This is a genomic window from Streptomyces sp. NBC_01571 (assembly GCF_026339875.1).
In the GTDB taxonomy this organism is placed as follows: domain Bacteria; phylum Actinomycetota; class Actinomycetes; order Streptomycetales; family Streptomycetaceae; genus Streptomyces.
The window spans coordinates 650,955-665,626 of the sequence record NZ_JAPEPZ010000002.1 but is presented as its reverse complement, the minus strand read 5'-3'; the positions used below and the strand labels follow the sequence as shown (position 1 = coordinate 665,626).

Sequence of the window (14,672 nt, the reverse complement as noted above, 5' to 3'; positions counted from 1 at the left end):
TCCCGTCGGGCCGCACCCGCTGACAGCTCCCCCAGAATCCTCCCGACGACCTGAAGACGATCCCGCACCCGTACCCGTCGGGGCCGGAGCCGACAACACCCCGATCGACGCCCACGCCTGACAGATCACCTCATGACGACGCGCCCCGAACCGAGGAACGACCCGACCGTTTCCCGGACACGCCCGGCAGCGGGATGACCACCTCGTCCTCGATCGGCGGGTCGATCTCCTGCTCCCGGTTGCCGGTGGCGGCGAAGCAGCGCAACCGGACCGAGGACGGGGTGACGTCCAGACGCAGGAACGACTTGAAGAACGGCGGACTGTAGGTCGCCGAACCCGGGGAGAAGACCTGGGTGTACGTCTTGCGCACCGGGAGACGCAGGCGCGAGGCACGGTCGGGACGCCCGCCCGCGCCCAGCAACGTGGCGACCAGCCGATGCCGCCAGGTGACCCGGGCCGGCGTCCCCGCGGACCGGATCGGCGGAACACCGAGACGCTCCGCCATGACGGCCATGGACTCCTCCTCGGTCAGGGTGAACAAGCGGCGCATCCGTAGCCGGCGCCCGTAGAGCCTGCTGTAGAAGGCCAGCGAGTCGCCGCGGAGCGGGTAGCAACGGAAGTCCGTTTCGGTGACCCCGGCGACGGAGACGCGCGGGATCGTGTGCGTGGCGTGCATGAACGCCCCACCGCCACCCGCGACCACGTACTGCAGGGTGCGGTCGCCGACCCGTACGGGATAGCGCTGGTAGTTGTGGATGTCGCCCCCTATCGCCGCGACGTAGTGATGCGCGGGGTCGCGCACGATGTCGTCGACGGTGCCGCCACCCTCGATCTCGCACGGGTGGTGCTCCGCATCCACGTACAGAGGGGAACCGGTGATCAGGATCTTGGGCGTGTCGCCCGCGGACACCTCCCGCAGCCAGCGCCCCTGCTCGGCGTCGATCGTGCCGAGGAGGCCGGTGTCGATGCCTATGATCCGCACCGGACCGGCGTCGACAGCCCAGTACGGCCCTGGCTGGACCGCCTGTTGGGCCGGTTCCGACCTCAACTGCCGTGCCTCTTCGAGCCGTTGCTCTTCTTCCTTGTGCGGCGTGTGCCACAGCAGTGAACGCAGCCGCTCCCGTGCCGTACGCCGCGACTCGGTTTCCGGGGCGAGGGCAGGCGCGTCGCAGAAGACCCGCATGAACCCGTGGAGATCCTCGTACCAGTCGTGGTTGCCGGGTACGGCGTAGATGGGGGCCTGGTAGTCGCGGTACGGCCGGTGGAACTTCGTTCCGTAGTCGTCGAGACTGCCGACCGGATAGATCACGTCACTGGCGAGGACCGCGAAGCTCGACCCCTGACTGGCCTTCAGGAACCCAGGGACCACGGCGTATTGAGGTTCGTCACCTTCGCCGGTGTCCCCGATGACCATGAAGGAGAAACGGTCGGGATCGTCGCGCCGCACCACCGCGTCGGCGGGCGCGCCCGCGTTCCTGCGCTGCTCCACCCACCGGGCACGGGTACGGCCCGTGGGGTCCCCGAACCACGAGGCCAGCACGCCGTTGCGCGCAGGCCACATCGTCCTGGGGTCGAGCCACGAGAGCTTCTCGACGCGGGCGGGCATCAGGCCTCTGTAGTCACCGGGTTCCGGGCTGCCCCAGCCGGCGCCCCGGGCGGTGTCGCGTGAAGAGTCGGACATCGGCGAACGGTAACAATGATCTCCCGAGGCGCAGGACGGGGGGCGTGCCCCTGGCGCTCGGCACCCACCGGAGGGACCACCCGTGCCACCCGGGTATCGGATCGCGCCGGCCGCCTGCCGCCCCTGCTCCTCACCCCAGGGCCGCACCTCGACAGCCGCGAGAAACCCGGCCCTTCTGGGCCTGACACTGCCCCAACCCCGCCGCCGTCAGTCACCCCATCAAGTCAGGCGGTCGGCTGCTCACGGTCACCGACGGGCTCGTCGAGACCTGGGACAGCAACCTGTTCAGACGCCCGGGCCTCCTCAGCAGCGTCGCTGCGACCGGTTCCGAAGAACCCGACGCGCTGCGCAGCGACCGCCAGAGCAACCATCCCGAGATCGCTGGCAATTGCTGGTCAAGGCCGCTGGTTCGAAGCCTGCCTCGGTTACCACGCTTCCCGGCCGACCTGACTTTGATTGCGAACTCCGGGACCGGACAGTATTCGGGGGGACACCACCCTGGCGCGACTCTGTTCGCAAGACCGCATCCTGCAACAATTCGCGGACCCCGGACAGGCCGCCGCGACGCTGGGCCCGGACGAGCGTGGGGCACGGCCGCTGCTGGCCCGCTTCGGCCGCTGGAGCCCCTACAGCTGACAGTGCAACCGCGCCGCACGAAGGCCACTCGTGTCATCGTGGACCGCGCGTCTTGTCCGTCTCCACCCGTCAGGTCCCCTTGGAACCGATCATCTAGTCTGGCGCGGTGACTGATGAGCAGGAGCGGGTGCAGCCGTCGGGAGTGTGGGCCACGGCAGTGGGGGTGGCCAAGGTGCGGGCGCTGGAGACCGAGCGGGAGGACGCGCTGTTCCGTGACCCACTGGCACAGGCCTTCGCCACCGCCGGCGGCCTGGGGCCCTCCTCGCCGCCGTTGCCCGGTGACGAGGCCGCGCGACGCCGCCGGCTGGGCGTGGCGTTCTCCATCGTCATCAGGACGAAGTTCCTCGACGACCTGCTGCGGCAAGCCTCCGCGTCCGGGGTCCGACAGGTCGTGCTGCTCGGCGCAGGCATGGACAGCCGGGCCTTCCGGATGGACTGGCCCGAGGGAACCCGGCTGTTCGAGATCGACACCGCCGCGCCACTGGACTTCAAGGCTTCGGTGCTGCGCCAGGAGCGGGCCGTCGCACGCTGCGAGCGGATCACTGTCGCGGTGGATCTGCGTGAGGACTGGCCACGCGCGCTGGCCGCCGCAGGGCACGACCCGGCGGTGCCGACCGTGTGGATCGCCGAAGGACTGCTGATCTACCTGCCCGAGGACGCGGTGGAGCTGCTGCTGGCGCGGATCAGCGCGCAGTCGGCGGCAGGCAGTCGGATGGGCCTGACGTTGGGCTCGCGCGGCGTGATCGAGCGCTTCGGCGCGGACGCATTGCCGGGATCGGCGGCGTCCATGTGGGTTTCGGAGATGCCCGACGACCCGGTGGGCTGGCTGGCAGGGCACGGCTGGGAGGCCGACAGCCACACCCTGCGCGAGCGCGCTGCCGCCTACGGCCGCCCGATCAGCACCCCGCCGCAGCGCGAGGAGCTGCCCGGCGGACTGATCTCGGCGGTCCGCCGGTAGAACGACTCGCCGGCTCCCTGGATGATCGATTCAAAGGGGCCTGCCGAATGGGGCCAGGCGCGGCGGCCGCTCAGAGGTGGCCGTCCAGGAACTGCCGTACCTCGGCGATGGTCATGGGCCCCGTGCCGTGCGCCACCGCCTCTCCGTCCTTCAGCAGGACGCAGGACGGGGCTCCGGTGATCCCGTATCGCTTGGTCGCGGACGGACAGCGCGTGATGTCGGTGCGGACGGCCGTCAGGCGGCCCGTGTACTCGTCGGCGATGCCGCCCACGACGAGGTCCATTGCCCGGCAGGGCTCGATCGCCTTGGGCCAGGTCCCGGTGAAGTATGCGAGGACCGGGACTGCGCTCATCCTGAGGATGAAGTCGAACTCCGCGTCCTCACGGGGTTGGTGAACCGGCTTCGCCATGGAAGCTCCTGACCTCGCGTTCCGTCATTCCATCCCTATCTTCCCCCGCGCGGTGCGTCAGGCTGGTCCGGTCGGTCGTGGCGGCCGTCCACGCGGCCGGGGTGGTGCACCGCGATGTGAAGCGGGGGAACGTCATCCTGGCGCCGGACGGGCCGTGGGTACCGGACTTCGGCATCGCCCACGCCTTGGACAGCACCCCGGATACCCCAACCGGCGTAATGACCGGCACCGCGGGCCGAATCAGCCCCCAGGGCTACCGCACCGGCGCTGCGGGGCCGGCCGGGCAGTGCACGGTGCTGATCGCCGCTCAGACCACTCAGGTCCCGCAGCCGGGGGCCGAGGCGCCGAACCTCTCTTGACGTTCCCGCTTGTCTTGGGGGCGAGTCCGGCGATCCACTCCGGGTCCCTGGTTCCAGACCTGGTGGTTCCGACGTTCACGGAACCCGTGGTCCCCGACGGCGGTGGGATGGCTACTCCGCCGAGGGGGCCTGGAGGCGCCTGGCACGTTCGACCTGGCGCAGCAGGGGATCGGCGAACCGGTGGGCGCCACCACGCGTTGGGTCACGGATGGAACCGCCACCGGCCTTCAGAAACGACATCCACCTTGCCGCCCCTGACCCGAACGGCCGAGTCGTCGTCGATGAAGTAGATCGGGAAGTCCGCCCGCTCGGCGATGCGGTCAGCCCAGGCGTCGTCCCGCTCGGGGAAATCCGGCGAGTACAGGTGGGGCTTGAGATACCAGTCGAAGAGGCCGAACGGCGGCTCCACGGTCGTCGCGCCGAGAATGTGGAGGTCCGTGGAGTCCCCGATGACGTCGGCGGAGTGTCCGGTGAGATTACGGCTGAAGATCATTGATCCGGCGCTGACCCCCACATAGACGCGGCTCTCCAGCGCCTCCAGGAAGCCGTCGGCCAGGCCGTTGCCGGTGATGCTGCGCGCGAGGTGGTAGTGGCTGCCTCCCTCGACATGGATGACGTCGGCGTGGAGCAGCCGGTCGAGCACCATCTGCCGGGGCAGGCCGTTCAGCTCCAGGATGTCGAACTCCCGCCAGCCGAGGCCGTGCAGCCGGTTCATGTCCGCGACGACCCACCCGTGGTCACCGGGCTCGGCCACGGATGCCGTGGGAACGTACACGACGTTCGCCGAACCGAACGGCTTTCCCAGCATGTCCCGCAGCGCATCCCGCAGCGTCTCGTTGCGCAGGCCACTCGCCGTCAACAGAAGGTTCATCGGGTGATCCAAACATGGCTGACGGCGGCGCGCAACGAACTCAGGGCCACCACGCATACCGTCATGGCACGGCCGTATCAGGTACAGGCAGTCAGCCTGGCGTCCAACCTCAGTACGTGGGTTTCGCTACGGGCGGGCCGCCACCATCAAGATCACGCCGGAGAACGCTCGTAGCCTGGGTCTGGCACAGTCATGGGCCTGTGTTTCCTTCGAAGGCGCCCAGGTTGATCAGGCTTATTCGGTGGTCCCAGGCGTCCCAGCTCACGTGCTTCTGCGCGCCCCAGTAGTAGGCGTCGTAGCCCATGAGGTCGCCGTATACCTCGTCTTCGCGCGCCCGGTCGGGTGTGCCGAACGCGCCCAGGAGTTCCTCGTACGAGGTCAGGTGGGCGAAGTGGGACAGGTGCGGTCCGTAGATCGCGAAGCCGACGACCGTCCCGGCTCGAACCTTGTAGGAGAGCTTGTCGGCGCAGTACAAGAATCCGTCTGACTGGGCAGCGTGGTTGACGACCTCGTCGAGGGTCAGCCGCCGCCCGTCCGCGTCGTAGTACTCGCTGTCGATGTCGGTCCCGCCGCGGTACCGGACGACCAGGGAGGACTGGGCCTCGACGATGCTCCGGCGTGGAACGCTGGTGGCTGGTGCCCCCAGGGCTACGCCGCCCAGCCTGACAGCCGTGAGGTCGAGGTGTGGCCGGGACAGCGTGTCCAGGTTGTCGAGGATCTCGATCACCGCCAGAGTCTAAGCTCGTCATGCGAACAACGGCCGCCCGATGTTGGCGGTGGACGTCTCTCCGCGGCTGCGGCCGGATGCCGGCATCCGCAATGTCCGGACGGGCGAGCCGGACCTCCAGCAGCTTCCGGCCCTGGCTGCCGGTGAGGGTCTCGCGGGGCCGCATCAAGAGTCCTTGGGGATCCGCCTCTTCGACCAGCGCGCCCGCGCCGCCCGGGTGATCCGCACCGGCCTCGACCCGTGGATGCTGTAGCCCTGTACCGTACGACCTTCTACTTACGCGTCTTCGGCAACTTGCGAAACCGACACCACACTCGCGGCATGATGTCCGCTCAACTCGGATCCCATGGGGGGACCTTGAAGAACCGCGCCACCCTGCTCGCCGTCCTCCTGCTCGCGACGGCCGCCGCGCTCACCGCCTGCGACGACGGCAACAGCAGGGCCGACAGCAAGCCCAACAAGGCCCCCACGGCGCCCAGCAAGGCGGTCTCCACCGCGGCCGCGACGCCGAGCGTCGATGCCCTCGCGAAGGCAACCGGCATCCCGCCGAAGCCGACCGGCGCCGCCCGGGCCCGACTGCTCCGAGCCCTGGCCGCCGCTGCCCCGGCCGCCTCCCGTTACGAGGACAAGGCCGTCGACGCCGCCCGAAACCAGTGCAGCGCCATCAACGCCGGTGCGCAGCGCCTCGACCACCTCGCCTCGCAGCGCTTCACTTACAAGGACGTCACCACCACCGAGGCCCAGGGCAAGCAGATCAACCAAGCTCTCAAGGCCACCGGTTTCTGCGTCGTGTGACGCTCAGACCCTTCAGTTGTAATTCAGGGCGAGTTCGCGAACCCGGCGTCTGCGATGATGCCCGTTAGCGTCGGCCTGGTGACGTCGTCGCCAGCGTGACCAACACAGTCCGTGGGCGGTCCGACCGTGCTCGGGTGGGGGTGGCGGGTGGATGAGCGTAAGGAGCTTGCGGATCTCGGCCGCGGTGTAGGGGATGAGCTGTTCGGGGCTGATGATGTCCTCGCGCTCCCCCCTTTGGGCTCCTCATCAGACTGGTCACCGCTGAGGGCTTCCCGGAGCGGTGCGGGAGCGTCAGCGTCGCCTGTGGCGGCCTGTACCGCCAGGAATGCGGCGGCCAGCATCGACAGGGTGATGTGCCGGTACCAGCTGTGCCAGTGGCGCACCTCGTAGTCGGCCAGCCCGCACTGATGCTTGCCGAGTTTGATCGCGTCTTCCACCCGCCAGCGCGCGCCGGCGACGTGGGCCAGGTGTTCCGGCGGGGTGCCGGACGGGCCCCAAGCCAGGTAGTAGTCGAGGTCGTCGGGCGTTTCGGGGCGGCGTCGGGCGATCATCCATCGGCTCGGCCAGGGCTGCCCCCGCACCGCGCTGCCCACGGGCTCCTGCGGGTCGGCGATCCGGCGGACCCACCACTGCCACCAGCGGGAGCCGGTCTGGCTCGGGCCGGCTTCGATCAGCTGCCACTCGCTGTCGTCTGCGGCGGCGGCCAGCTTGTCGATACGCCGCCAGCCCGGTCGGGGCAGCACTGTTTGGGCGCTGGAGACGTTGACCACGTACGGCAGTTGGCGGCTCTCGGCGAAGGAGCGGAAGCCGCCGTCACGGCCGTAGACCTCGTCGGCGGCCAGCCAGGTGTTCTCCGGAAGCTCGGGGAGAATCCGGTCGATCATCTTCTCGGCGAGGCGGGGTTTGGTGGCGAAGCCGACCACCTCGGGCACCTGCGCAGCCGCGCACCGCTCGCGATCGCCTGTCCAGACTTGCGGCAGGTAGATCTCCCGGTCGACCAGGGTTGCCCCGCGGGTGGTGGCCCAGGCGGCGAACACCCCGATCTGGCAAGGAAAGACGCCGCCGAGTGAGCCGGTGAACTGCCGGGCCACGCCGACGGAAGTCTTGCCCTTCTTGGCGAACCCGGTCTCATCGATGACCAGCACCCCGCCCACGCCGTTGGCCAGCCCGTCCAGCGCATACCGGCGGACCCGGTCGCGCAGCTCATCGACGTCCCACTTCGCCCGGTCCAGCAAGTGCTGCTGCCCGTCGGGGCGCCGCCAGCCGGCGTACTCGGCCAACTGCCAGCCATTCTTGCGGGAGACCGGGCCCAACAGCCCGCGCACACACGCGTTCGCCCGCCGCCGCAGATCCGCCCGGGGGAAGACGTCGCCGACCTGCCGCAGCAACGTCTCCAACTCAGCATCCCACTCGGCTACTTGTGCCACATCACCGGACCAGTCGTCCATAACAGGGAGTTACCCTGCGAACCTGATCGCCGAACTACAACTGAAGGGTCAGACACGCCAACACCCCCACGGCGAGCAGCACATGGACACCGCACTGCGCTGAGCACGCACGTACGCCCGCTTCAACGACCTTGCCTGCCGTCGCCTGCGCACCGCGGCTGTCCCGATTCTCCTCCGGGGAGGCGTCGCAACCGTCATCGCCTGGGCGATCGGCAACCAGACGGGCAACCGGCTGATGCCGTGGTCGCCCGCCGCGTGCGCCTGGAACCTCGTCTGCTTCCTGCTGCCGTAACGACCCCGTGGACATCCCTGCTCCCGACCTACGCGAGCCCGCGACGTGGGCAGCTTGACGGCCAACCGGGTAGCCCAGAAGGGCCGGCCCTGCGACGCCCACCGCAGGTCCGGGCAATTTGCGTTTCTTCCCCATGCGCGGCCGCGCAGCGCATCCTGTTCCTCTTGCCGGTAGCCGCCGAGAGCGAAGCCGCACACGCTGCGCTGGAGGAAGTGGGCAACGATGATGACTTCTTCCTTGTCCGGGTCAGCACTGCCCTGCGGGCCGGGACCCCTGTTCCAGCGAGGCGAGACTTGTGTCAGCCGTCGCCGACAGTCGGCGTCTGCGGCACGGACGCGGTCTTCAGGTGCAAAGGGGCCGTAGATGTCTGGATGCTGCCGCAGCCTGCCTGGCCGTGGTCTTGGATCCGGGGCCTCCAGGATTGCCATACAGAGGAGACGTTTGTTCGCGCGTGATCGGTGCACACGATGAGCTGACACGTTCTTTACGAGGAAGCGGAGTGGCATCATGGGTATCATCGCGTGGATCATCATCGGCTTGCTCGCAGGCGCCATCGCCAAGGCCCTGATGCCGGGCAGGGACCCGGGCGGCATCATCATCACCATGCTCATCGGCGTCGCCGGCGGTCTGCTCGGCGGCTGGCTCGGTAAGGTGATCTTCGGCGTCGACTCCATCGACGGATTCTTCGACCTGTCGACCTGGATCGCCGCGATCGTCGGCTCCTTCATACTGCTCGCCATCTACCGCCTCGTCACCGGTAACCGGCACTCGCACCGTCACGCGTGACCTGCTGACGGAATCCACATCCGAGACACCAGACGGCTCCCGCCCCTGCTCGCAGGACGGGAGCCGTCTGGTGTGCAGTCACGATCTGGGACGACTGCATCGAAGGCCGGCGGCATAGCCTGATAGGACTCCGTCAGGTCTTCCTGTTTGGGCTGTTCTTGGGCATGTTGGATGGGCGGACGCACATGAAGTGAGCAGTGTCCGGGCGGCGTTGGCGTTGTGTGTGGCGGATGTGTCCGCAGTCCTTGAACCCCGGTAACACCTAGATCAAGAACGACCCGACGGAGTCCTACCAGCGATCCTCGTTGGCGTGGCGGAGGGCACCTGTAGGGCCGGATCGTCCGCGCACGCGGTTCGACCGCCCCCGTCGGCATGCGGGCCCTTTGCCGTCAGGTGGATCGGGCGGCTGCCCGACGGTCCGGGCACGTCGTGTGACGTGCCCGGAGGTGTCATGTGGTTGGTCAGACGCGGTCGGCCGCGATCAGGAGGTACTGAAAGGAGCCGTCCTCGTAGGAGTTGACGAACGCCGTCTCGATTCCGGTGACCAGCGAGGACGTGGCACGCAGATTCCAGTAGGGCAGGGTCTCGGGCGTCAGGTCGATCACGGCCTGGGGTACCAGTCGGTTGTTGGCCATGGCGCGGAGGTACTCCCGGCGGGAGTGGATGTTGCACTCGAAGTGGGCGTTGATCTGGGAGACCCACTTCGACGGCTGGCCGTAACGCGGGTTCCAGCAGCCGGTGATGGTCACGTATCGACCGCCGACCGACAGGACGCGGGAGTGCTCGGCGAAGAGGTCTTCCAGGTCGACGTACATGCTCGACTCGTTGTTCCACGAGGCGGCGACCTGTCCCGTTTCGAGCGGGGTGTCCAGCATGTTGCACACGCGAGCACGGACGTGGCCCTCGATGCCGAGTTCCAGGGCGCGGCGGTTGGCGAACTCCGCCTGCTTGGCCGACAGGGTGACGCCCTCGACGCCGCACCCGAACCGTTGGTGGGCCATGACCATCGAACCGCCGCGGCCGCAGCCGGCGTCAAGGAGGGTGTCGTCACGCTCGATGGGGCCCAGGTGGTCCAGGAGGACTTCGGCCTGCGCCGACTCCAGGCGGTGAAGCTCCGAGATCAGCCTGTTCTCGTACCCACCGTCCCCGGTGTCCCCGAGGGCGGCGTGGTCGATGTCGCCGATGCCGTAGTGGTGGTGGTAGAGCCCGTCCACGTCGCCGAGACGAAGGTTGACGGGCCTCGCCTCGCCGTCCCAGTAGCGGGCGATGTCCCCTTGGTAGGGCGAGGCAGGGCCGGGGACGAACGTGGCCGCGGTGGTTGTGAGTTCGGTGCTGGTCATGGTGGAATCCGCTCCTTACCAAAAGTCGGGCAGGCTGTATCGGTAGGTGTTGGTCCGGTGCCAGTAGTGGTTGCCGTCGACCCACACGGCCACGCCTCGCAGGAAGCGCAGCACGTTCGGGACAGGGCAGGCGGCGGCCAGGCCGGCGGCTTCGGATTCGAATGCGCGCATGAGGTCGTTGTGGATCTCGACTGCTTTCAGATAGCCGTCCCGGTCCGAGACGCCCTCACGTTCGGCGATCACCACGGGCAGGTTCAGGTGTCTGCCCGGGCTCTCGAGTTCCTTGGTGTATGAGTAGAGGTCGTTCACGATGGTCGTGGCGTTGGAGGCGAGCGCGATGACCCGCTGCATGTCCGGCTGGGCATGCAGGTCCGCCGGCAGTTCGTAGCCGCCGATGGTGTCGGTGATCGTCGGGCAGGGACGGAAGTTGTTGAACTGGCGCATCGCCAGGTACTCCCAGACCTCGGGGACGTGATCCGCCTCGGACCACGCGGCCTCCGCGAGGTAGCCCAGGTGCAGACGTGCCATGTCGTGCCGGTACCGGTCGGCCTGCGAGGGAGTGGCCTGTTGGAGGAAGTACGCCATGGCGGAGCGGTAGGCGCGCCGGGGGGCGTCCGACTGGAGTGACTCCGTCCACGGCTGCTCGTACTCCTGCGTCGTGAGCAAGGGGTCGAGAGCCGTGTGCGCCAGCAGAAGGCGACTGCCGAGCCCGACCGGTGAGCCGCCATGGTCCTCGCAGTAGCAGTCGTCGAGCACGTTCTCCGCGACCATCAGCCGTGTGGCGATCATCAGATGGTCGACCGTGGGAGCGTCGGGGTGGCAGGCCACCATGTAGCGTCCGACGGAGAAGCCGTCGAACTGGTCCTCCCACTCCGGGGGGTAGGCCTGGACCTCGTCGACCGCCCACCTCTTGATCCTGCGGCTGACCTCCTCCACCCGAACCGGGTCCGGCTGTGTCACCGGATGGTGGTAGAGGCCGGGGACCGGCGTGCCGTCCGCCGGTGTCCCGGGCGCCGGTGGTTCCTCTCGCGGGGTGAGATACAGGCCGGCTGTGCCCAGCCCGCTGGGACCCCGCAGAATCCGTTCCAGGGCGGGGCCCGCTGGACCCATCGCCGTACCGCCCTCCTCCCTGCGCTGTGGGACGACGTCACTGGTGGTGGCGCCGTCGGCCTCGGTGTGGGTGAGCCGGGTACGGGCCCCGACGAGGGCCACGGCTTCAGCCAGGCACGACTGCACAGGGGAAGGCCCGGGCTCGGGCATCCTTAGCTCCTTGGTGAGAGGGGGAGGGCCTCGCCAGGCCGGGAAACCGAGGCGGTCGAACGCGATCCTTCTAGCTGCGGCTGCGGGCGATCTGCACGTCCTCCAGCACGCCCAGCGCGTCGGGCAGAAGGACAGCGGCGGAGAAGTACGTGGTGACCAGGTACGAGAGGATCGCCTGCTCGTTGATGCCCATGAAGCGCACCGACAGCCCCGGCTCGTACTCCTCGACCAGGCCGGTCTGACGCAGGCCGATGACGCCCTGGTTGTCCTCCCCGGTCCGCAGGGCGAGGATCGAGCTGGTGTTTTCCTCGCTGATGGGGATCTTGTTGCAGGGCAGGATCGGGACCCCGCGCCACCCCGGGACCTGCTGGCCGCCGAGGTCGACATGCTCCGGGTAGAGCCCGTAGGCGCTGAACTCGCGGCCGATCGCCGCGATCGTTCTGGGGTGGGCGAGGAAGAACTTCGTGCCGCGGCGCCGACAGAGCAGATTGTCGAGGTCGTCCGGCGTGGGCGGCCCGGAGTGGCTCTGGATCCGCTGCTTGAAGGCGGCGTTGTGGAGCAGGCCGAACTCACGGTTGTTGATGAGTTCGTGCTCCTGGCGCTCCCGCAACGCTTCGACGGTGAGCCGGAGTTGTTCCTCCGTCTGGTTCATCGGACCGTTGTAGAGGTCGGCGACCCTGGAGTGGACGCGCAGGATCGTCTGTGCGACGGAGAGTTCGTACTCCCGCGGGTGGAGTTCGTAGTCGACGAAGGTAGTCGGCAGCTCGGCTTCGCCGGTGTGCCCGGCCGACATGGCGATCTCGGCCTCGCCATGGTGGTTCTGCCGCCGGAGGGCAAGCTCGCCGAAATGCTGCAGGTGCGTCCGAAGGCCGGGGGCCGAGGACAACACGGCGGCGAAGTCGGAGCGGGACAGGGTCAGCAGGGTACCCGCCGTCTGAGCGGTGACGGTGCAGTCCCACCTCGCGTCGGTGTCCACAAGGGCGTTCTCGCCGAAGTGGCTGCCGTCGGCGAGCACGGCGACCGTCACCTCGTCCCCGTACTTGCCGGCGGAGGTCTGGCTGAGCCGGCCGCGGGCGATCAGGTGGATCTGCTCGGCGGCCGTGCCACGACGTGCCAGTACCTCGCCGGCCTGGAAGTCGCGGGGGACGCACCGGTCGGCGATCGCCGTCAGCACGTCGATGTCCTCGAAGCCGCGTAACAGGGCCAGCTCACCGAGCTGGCGGGGAATCACCCGGACGTCGGCACCGTCCTGGACGAACTCGACGTGTCCGTCGCCGACGTTGTAGCTCAACCGGCGGTTCACCCGGTAGGTGCCGCCCTTGGTCTCCACCCAGGGGAGCATCCGCAACAGCCACCGCGAGGTGATCTCCTGCATCTGCGGGGCGGACTTGGTGGTGCTCGCAAGGTTGCGGGCTGCCGCAGTGCCTAGGCTGGACTGCCGACGCGGCTCCAGCCCTGCGTCCGAGCTGGTCTCAACGGTCATCGAGCGAGATCTCCTTTGCGGCGGCGTCGACCGGCGGATGAGCGCCGACCACTGCGTGCGGAAACAGGTGGATGAAACGTCGGGAATCGATCCAGATCCACCGGAACCGTAACGGCCTCCGCGACCGATTTGCCCGTCGTGCCAATCGAGTTACTTCGATGCAGCGATCTTGCTCCGGATCGGGTTTATCGGATAACTGGTGATGTTCGGGCAGTGCGAGCCAGATCCGGCCGACGCCTGGCAGCGGCCGGGGCCGTTGTCGCCTCCGGCGCTCAACTGGCGTTCACCACGCAGGCCGGCCAGACATCCTGGGCTGTCGTGACGGGGCGGGGGCGGTCACGACCGGTTGTGGCCGAATCTTCCTGCGCGTACTCGTTCGGCGAGGCCGGTGCGGTTATGCGGTGGCGGGGGTGAGGGGGACGCCGGCCGTGATGCGTTTGCCGCCGGCTGTCCGCTCGACGGTGACGGTGCGGGCGAAGGCTGCGACGATCTCCAGGCCGTGCTGGCCGACGCGCGTCGGATCGGGGGCTTTGGAGGCCGGCGCGACGGGGTTGCTGTCCCAGAGTTCGACTTCCAGGATGGGGCCGGTGATGCGCAGGTGCAGCAGGGCGGGCCCGGGGGCGTACTTGCGGGCGTTGGTGACGAGTTCGCTCACGACCAGCTGGGCGATCTCCACCGTGGCTGCCACCACCGGTATGCCGTAGCGGTCCTTCACCTCCGTGAGGAACGCGGCGGCGAGATGGCGGGCCTGGGCGATGCGGGACCCGTCGCTGTCCAACTCTAGCGAGGCCTCCAGCGCCGGGGCCGTGCCGGGCTGTCCGGGTCGTTCAAGGCCGGAGTTCCCACGTGTTTCATCCATTCGTGCCCGCTTCCCTCTCTTCGCCGTTTACCCCTCCAGGCACCGTGTACGCCAGCCTCCCTACGTTACCTGTGGCACAGCCACCCACAGGCAGCCTCCATACAATGGTGCGCTTCATGCACTTCTTCCCGACGGGTTTGCCTGTACCGCAGGAGATCGCCGAAGGGCGCACGTGGCAGACATGCAGGACACATCCGAGCAGCCCACGCCGCTGTCGATCACCCAGACCACCACCGCAGGCATCCGGGTCCTGGTCCTGAGCGGTGAAGTCGACTTCGACGCCCTGGAGTTGTTCCGTGTGGCTCCGCGGATCGACGACGGCAGTCCGGTGCGGTTGTGCTCGACCTCAGCGCCGTCACGTTCATGGACTCCAGCACCATCGGTGTCCTGGCCGCCGCACACGGCAACGCCCTGTCGGCCGGCGGCCATGTCGCACCCGGTCCGGCAGGTCGTCGGACTCGTCGGCCTCGACGCGGTCCTCGCCTGCTATCCCACTCTCGGCCAGGCCCTCGCCCCCTGACATGGGGCCGAGGGCCAGCTATGTCTGTACCGGCTGCCCGGCTGCCCGGCTGCCCGGCCCCGGCCCCCGGGCCCTGCGGGCTGGGAGGACGCCGGCGGCTGGCTGGGCGTTGCCGGTGTCCACGGGCGTGCCGTGACCGTCCTCTCCCGCGGCAGCCTGGATGCCATCACGGCCTGTCACCCCACCACTGAACACGCCCTGGCCGACTGCGCACGTATTCGCTTTGCGGCAACAGCTGTGCTGCCGAC

The 14,672-nt window shown here is 68.6% G+C and carries 15 protein-coding genes; 6 read left to right on the top strand and 9 right to left on the bottom strand.

From position 1 onward, the window contains the following. Positions 1-130: 130 nt before the first annotated feature. The gene (locus tag OHB41_RS46170; RefSeq protein WP_266707755.1) at positions 131-1,681 is read right to left on the bottom strand and encodes a metallophosphoesterase family protein; all 1,551 of its coding nucleotides are present in this window, start codon (positions 1,679-1,681) and stop codon (positions 131-133) included. A gap of 742 nt (positions 1,682-2,423) precedes the next feature. Between OHB41_RS46170 and OHB41_RS46165 the strand changes: the two genes are divergently transcribed. Beyond that, positions 2,424-3,275: a class I SAM-dependent methyltransferase gene (locus OHB41_RS46165; RefSeq protein WP_323138553.1), complete on the top strand. Its 852-nt coding sequence runs from the start codon at positions 2,424-2,426 to the stop codon at positions 3,273-3,275. 70 nt (positions 3,276-3,345) lie between these two features. On the opposite strand, the gene OHB41_RS46160 is transcribed toward OHB41_RS46165, so the two are convergent. Beyond that, positions 3,346-3,684: a thioredoxin family protein gene (locus OHB41_RS46160; RefSeq protein WP_266707753.1), complete on the bottom strand. Its 339-nt coding sequence runs from the start codon at positions 3,682-3,684 to the stop codon at positions 3,346-3,348. Between the two features lie 77 nt (positions 3,685-3,761). Here OHB41_RS46160 and OHB41_RS46155 point away from each other — a divergent pair, with 77 nt between their 5' ends. Next, positions 3,762-4,043 (top strand): protein kinase family protein, encoded by a 282-nt coding sequence (locus tag OHB41_RS46155; RefSeq protein WP_266707751.1) that lies wholly within the window; start codon positions 3,762-3,764, stop codon positions 4,041-4,043. Between the two features lie 202 nt (positions 4,044-4,245). On the opposite strand, the gene OHB41_RS46150 is transcribed toward OHB41_RS46155, so the two are convergent. Together OHB41_RS46150 and OHB41_RS46145 are read right to left on the bottom strand one after the other, a co-directional pair. Continuing rightward, positions 4,246-4,914 carry a Type 1 glutamine amidotransferase-like domain-containing protein gene (locus OHB41_RS46150; protein WP_266707749.1) on the bottom strand — a complete coding sequence of 223 codons (669 nt, stop codon included), beginning with the start codon at positions 4,912-4,914 and terminating at the stop codon, positions 4,246-4,248. Positions 4,915-5,104: 190 nt separating this feature from the next. Further along, the gene (locus OHB41_RS46145; protein ID WP_266707747.1) at positions 5,105-5,641 is read right to left on the bottom strand and encodes a hypothetical protein; all 537 of its coding nucleotides are present in this window, start codon (positions 5,639-5,641) and stop codon (positions 5,105-5,107) included. A gap of 49 nt (positions 5,642-5,690) precedes the next feature. Between OHB41_RS46145 and OHB41_RS46140 the strand changes: the two genes are divergently transcribed. Then, positions 5,691-5,894 carry a hypothetical protein gene (locus OHB41_RS46140; RefSeq protein ID WP_266707745.1) on the top strand — a complete coding sequence of 68 codons (204 nt, stop codon included), beginning with the start codon at positions 5,691-5,693 and terminating at the stop codon, positions 5,892-5,894. Between the two features lie 104 nt (positions 5,895-5,998). Then, positions 5,999-6,436, top strand: a complete 438-nt coding sequence (locus OHB41_RS46135; RefSeq protein ID WP_266707743.1) for a hypothetical protein — start codon at positions 5,999-6,001, stop codon at positions 6,434-6,436. A 23-nt stretch (positions 6,437-6,459) separates the two neighbouring features. On the opposite strand, the gene OHB41_RS46130 is transcribed toward OHB41_RS46135, so the two are convergent. Beyond that, positions 6,460-7,884 carry an IS701 family transposase gene (locus OHB41_RS46130; RefSeq protein WP_266698704.1) on the bottom strand — a complete coding sequence of 475 codons (1,425 nt, stop codon included), beginning with the start codon at positions 7,882-7,884 and terminating at the stop codon, positions 6,460-6,462. Between the two features lie 799 nt (positions 7,885-8,683). Here OHB41_RS46130 and OHB41_RS46125 point away from each other — a divergent pair. Further along, positions 8,684-8,962 carry a GlsB/YeaQ/YmgE family stress response membrane protein gene (locus OHB41_RS46125; protein ID WP_266707741.1) on the top strand — a complete coding sequence of 93 codons (279 nt, stop codon included), beginning with the start codon at positions 8,684-8,686 and terminating at the stop codon, positions 8,960-8,962. A gap of 461 nt (positions 8,963-9,423) precedes the next feature. Here OHB41_RS46125 and OHB41_RS46120 read toward each other — a convergent pair whose 3' ends face one another. From OHB41_RS46120 to OHB41_RS46105, 4 genes are all read right to left on the bottom strand, one after another. Continuing rightward, positions 9,424-10,302 (bottom strand): geranyl diphosphate 2-C-methyltransferase, encoded by an 879-nt coding sequence (locus tag OHB41_RS46120; RefSeq protein ID WP_266707739.1) that lies wholly within the window; start codon positions 10,300-10,302, stop codon positions 9,424-9,426. A gap of 15 nt (positions 10,303-10,317) precedes the next feature. Continuing rightward, positions 10,318-11,562, bottom strand: a complete 1,245-nt coding sequence (locus OHB41_RS46115; RefSeq protein WP_266707737.1) for a family 2 encapsulin nanocompartment cargo protein terpene cyclase — start codon at positions 11,560-11,562, stop codon at positions 10,318-10,320. A gap of 70 nt (positions 11,563-11,632) precedes the next feature. Then, positions 11,633-13,045, bottom strand: coding sequence for a family 2B encapsulin nanocompartment shell protein (locus OHB41_RS46110; protein ID WP_266707735.1), 1,413 nt, complete (start codon positions 13,043-13,045; stop codon positions 11,633-11,635). Positions 13,046-13,439: 394 nt separating this feature from the next. Beyond that, the gene (locus OHB41_RS46105; protein WP_266707733.1) at positions 13,440-13,904 is read right to left on the bottom strand and encodes an ATP-binding protein; all 465 of its coding nucleotides are present in this window, start codon (positions 13,902-13,904) and stop codon (positions 13,440-13,442) included. Between the two features lie 363 nt (positions 13,905-14,267). Between OHB41_RS46105 and OHB41_RS52465 the strand changes: the two genes are divergently transcribed. Then, entirely contained in the window at positions 14,268-14,615 is a 348-nt protein-coding gene (locus tag OHB41_RS52465; protein ID WP_353962926.1) for a hypothetical protein, read from the top strand. Positions 14,616-14,672 lie beyond the last annotated feature (57 nt).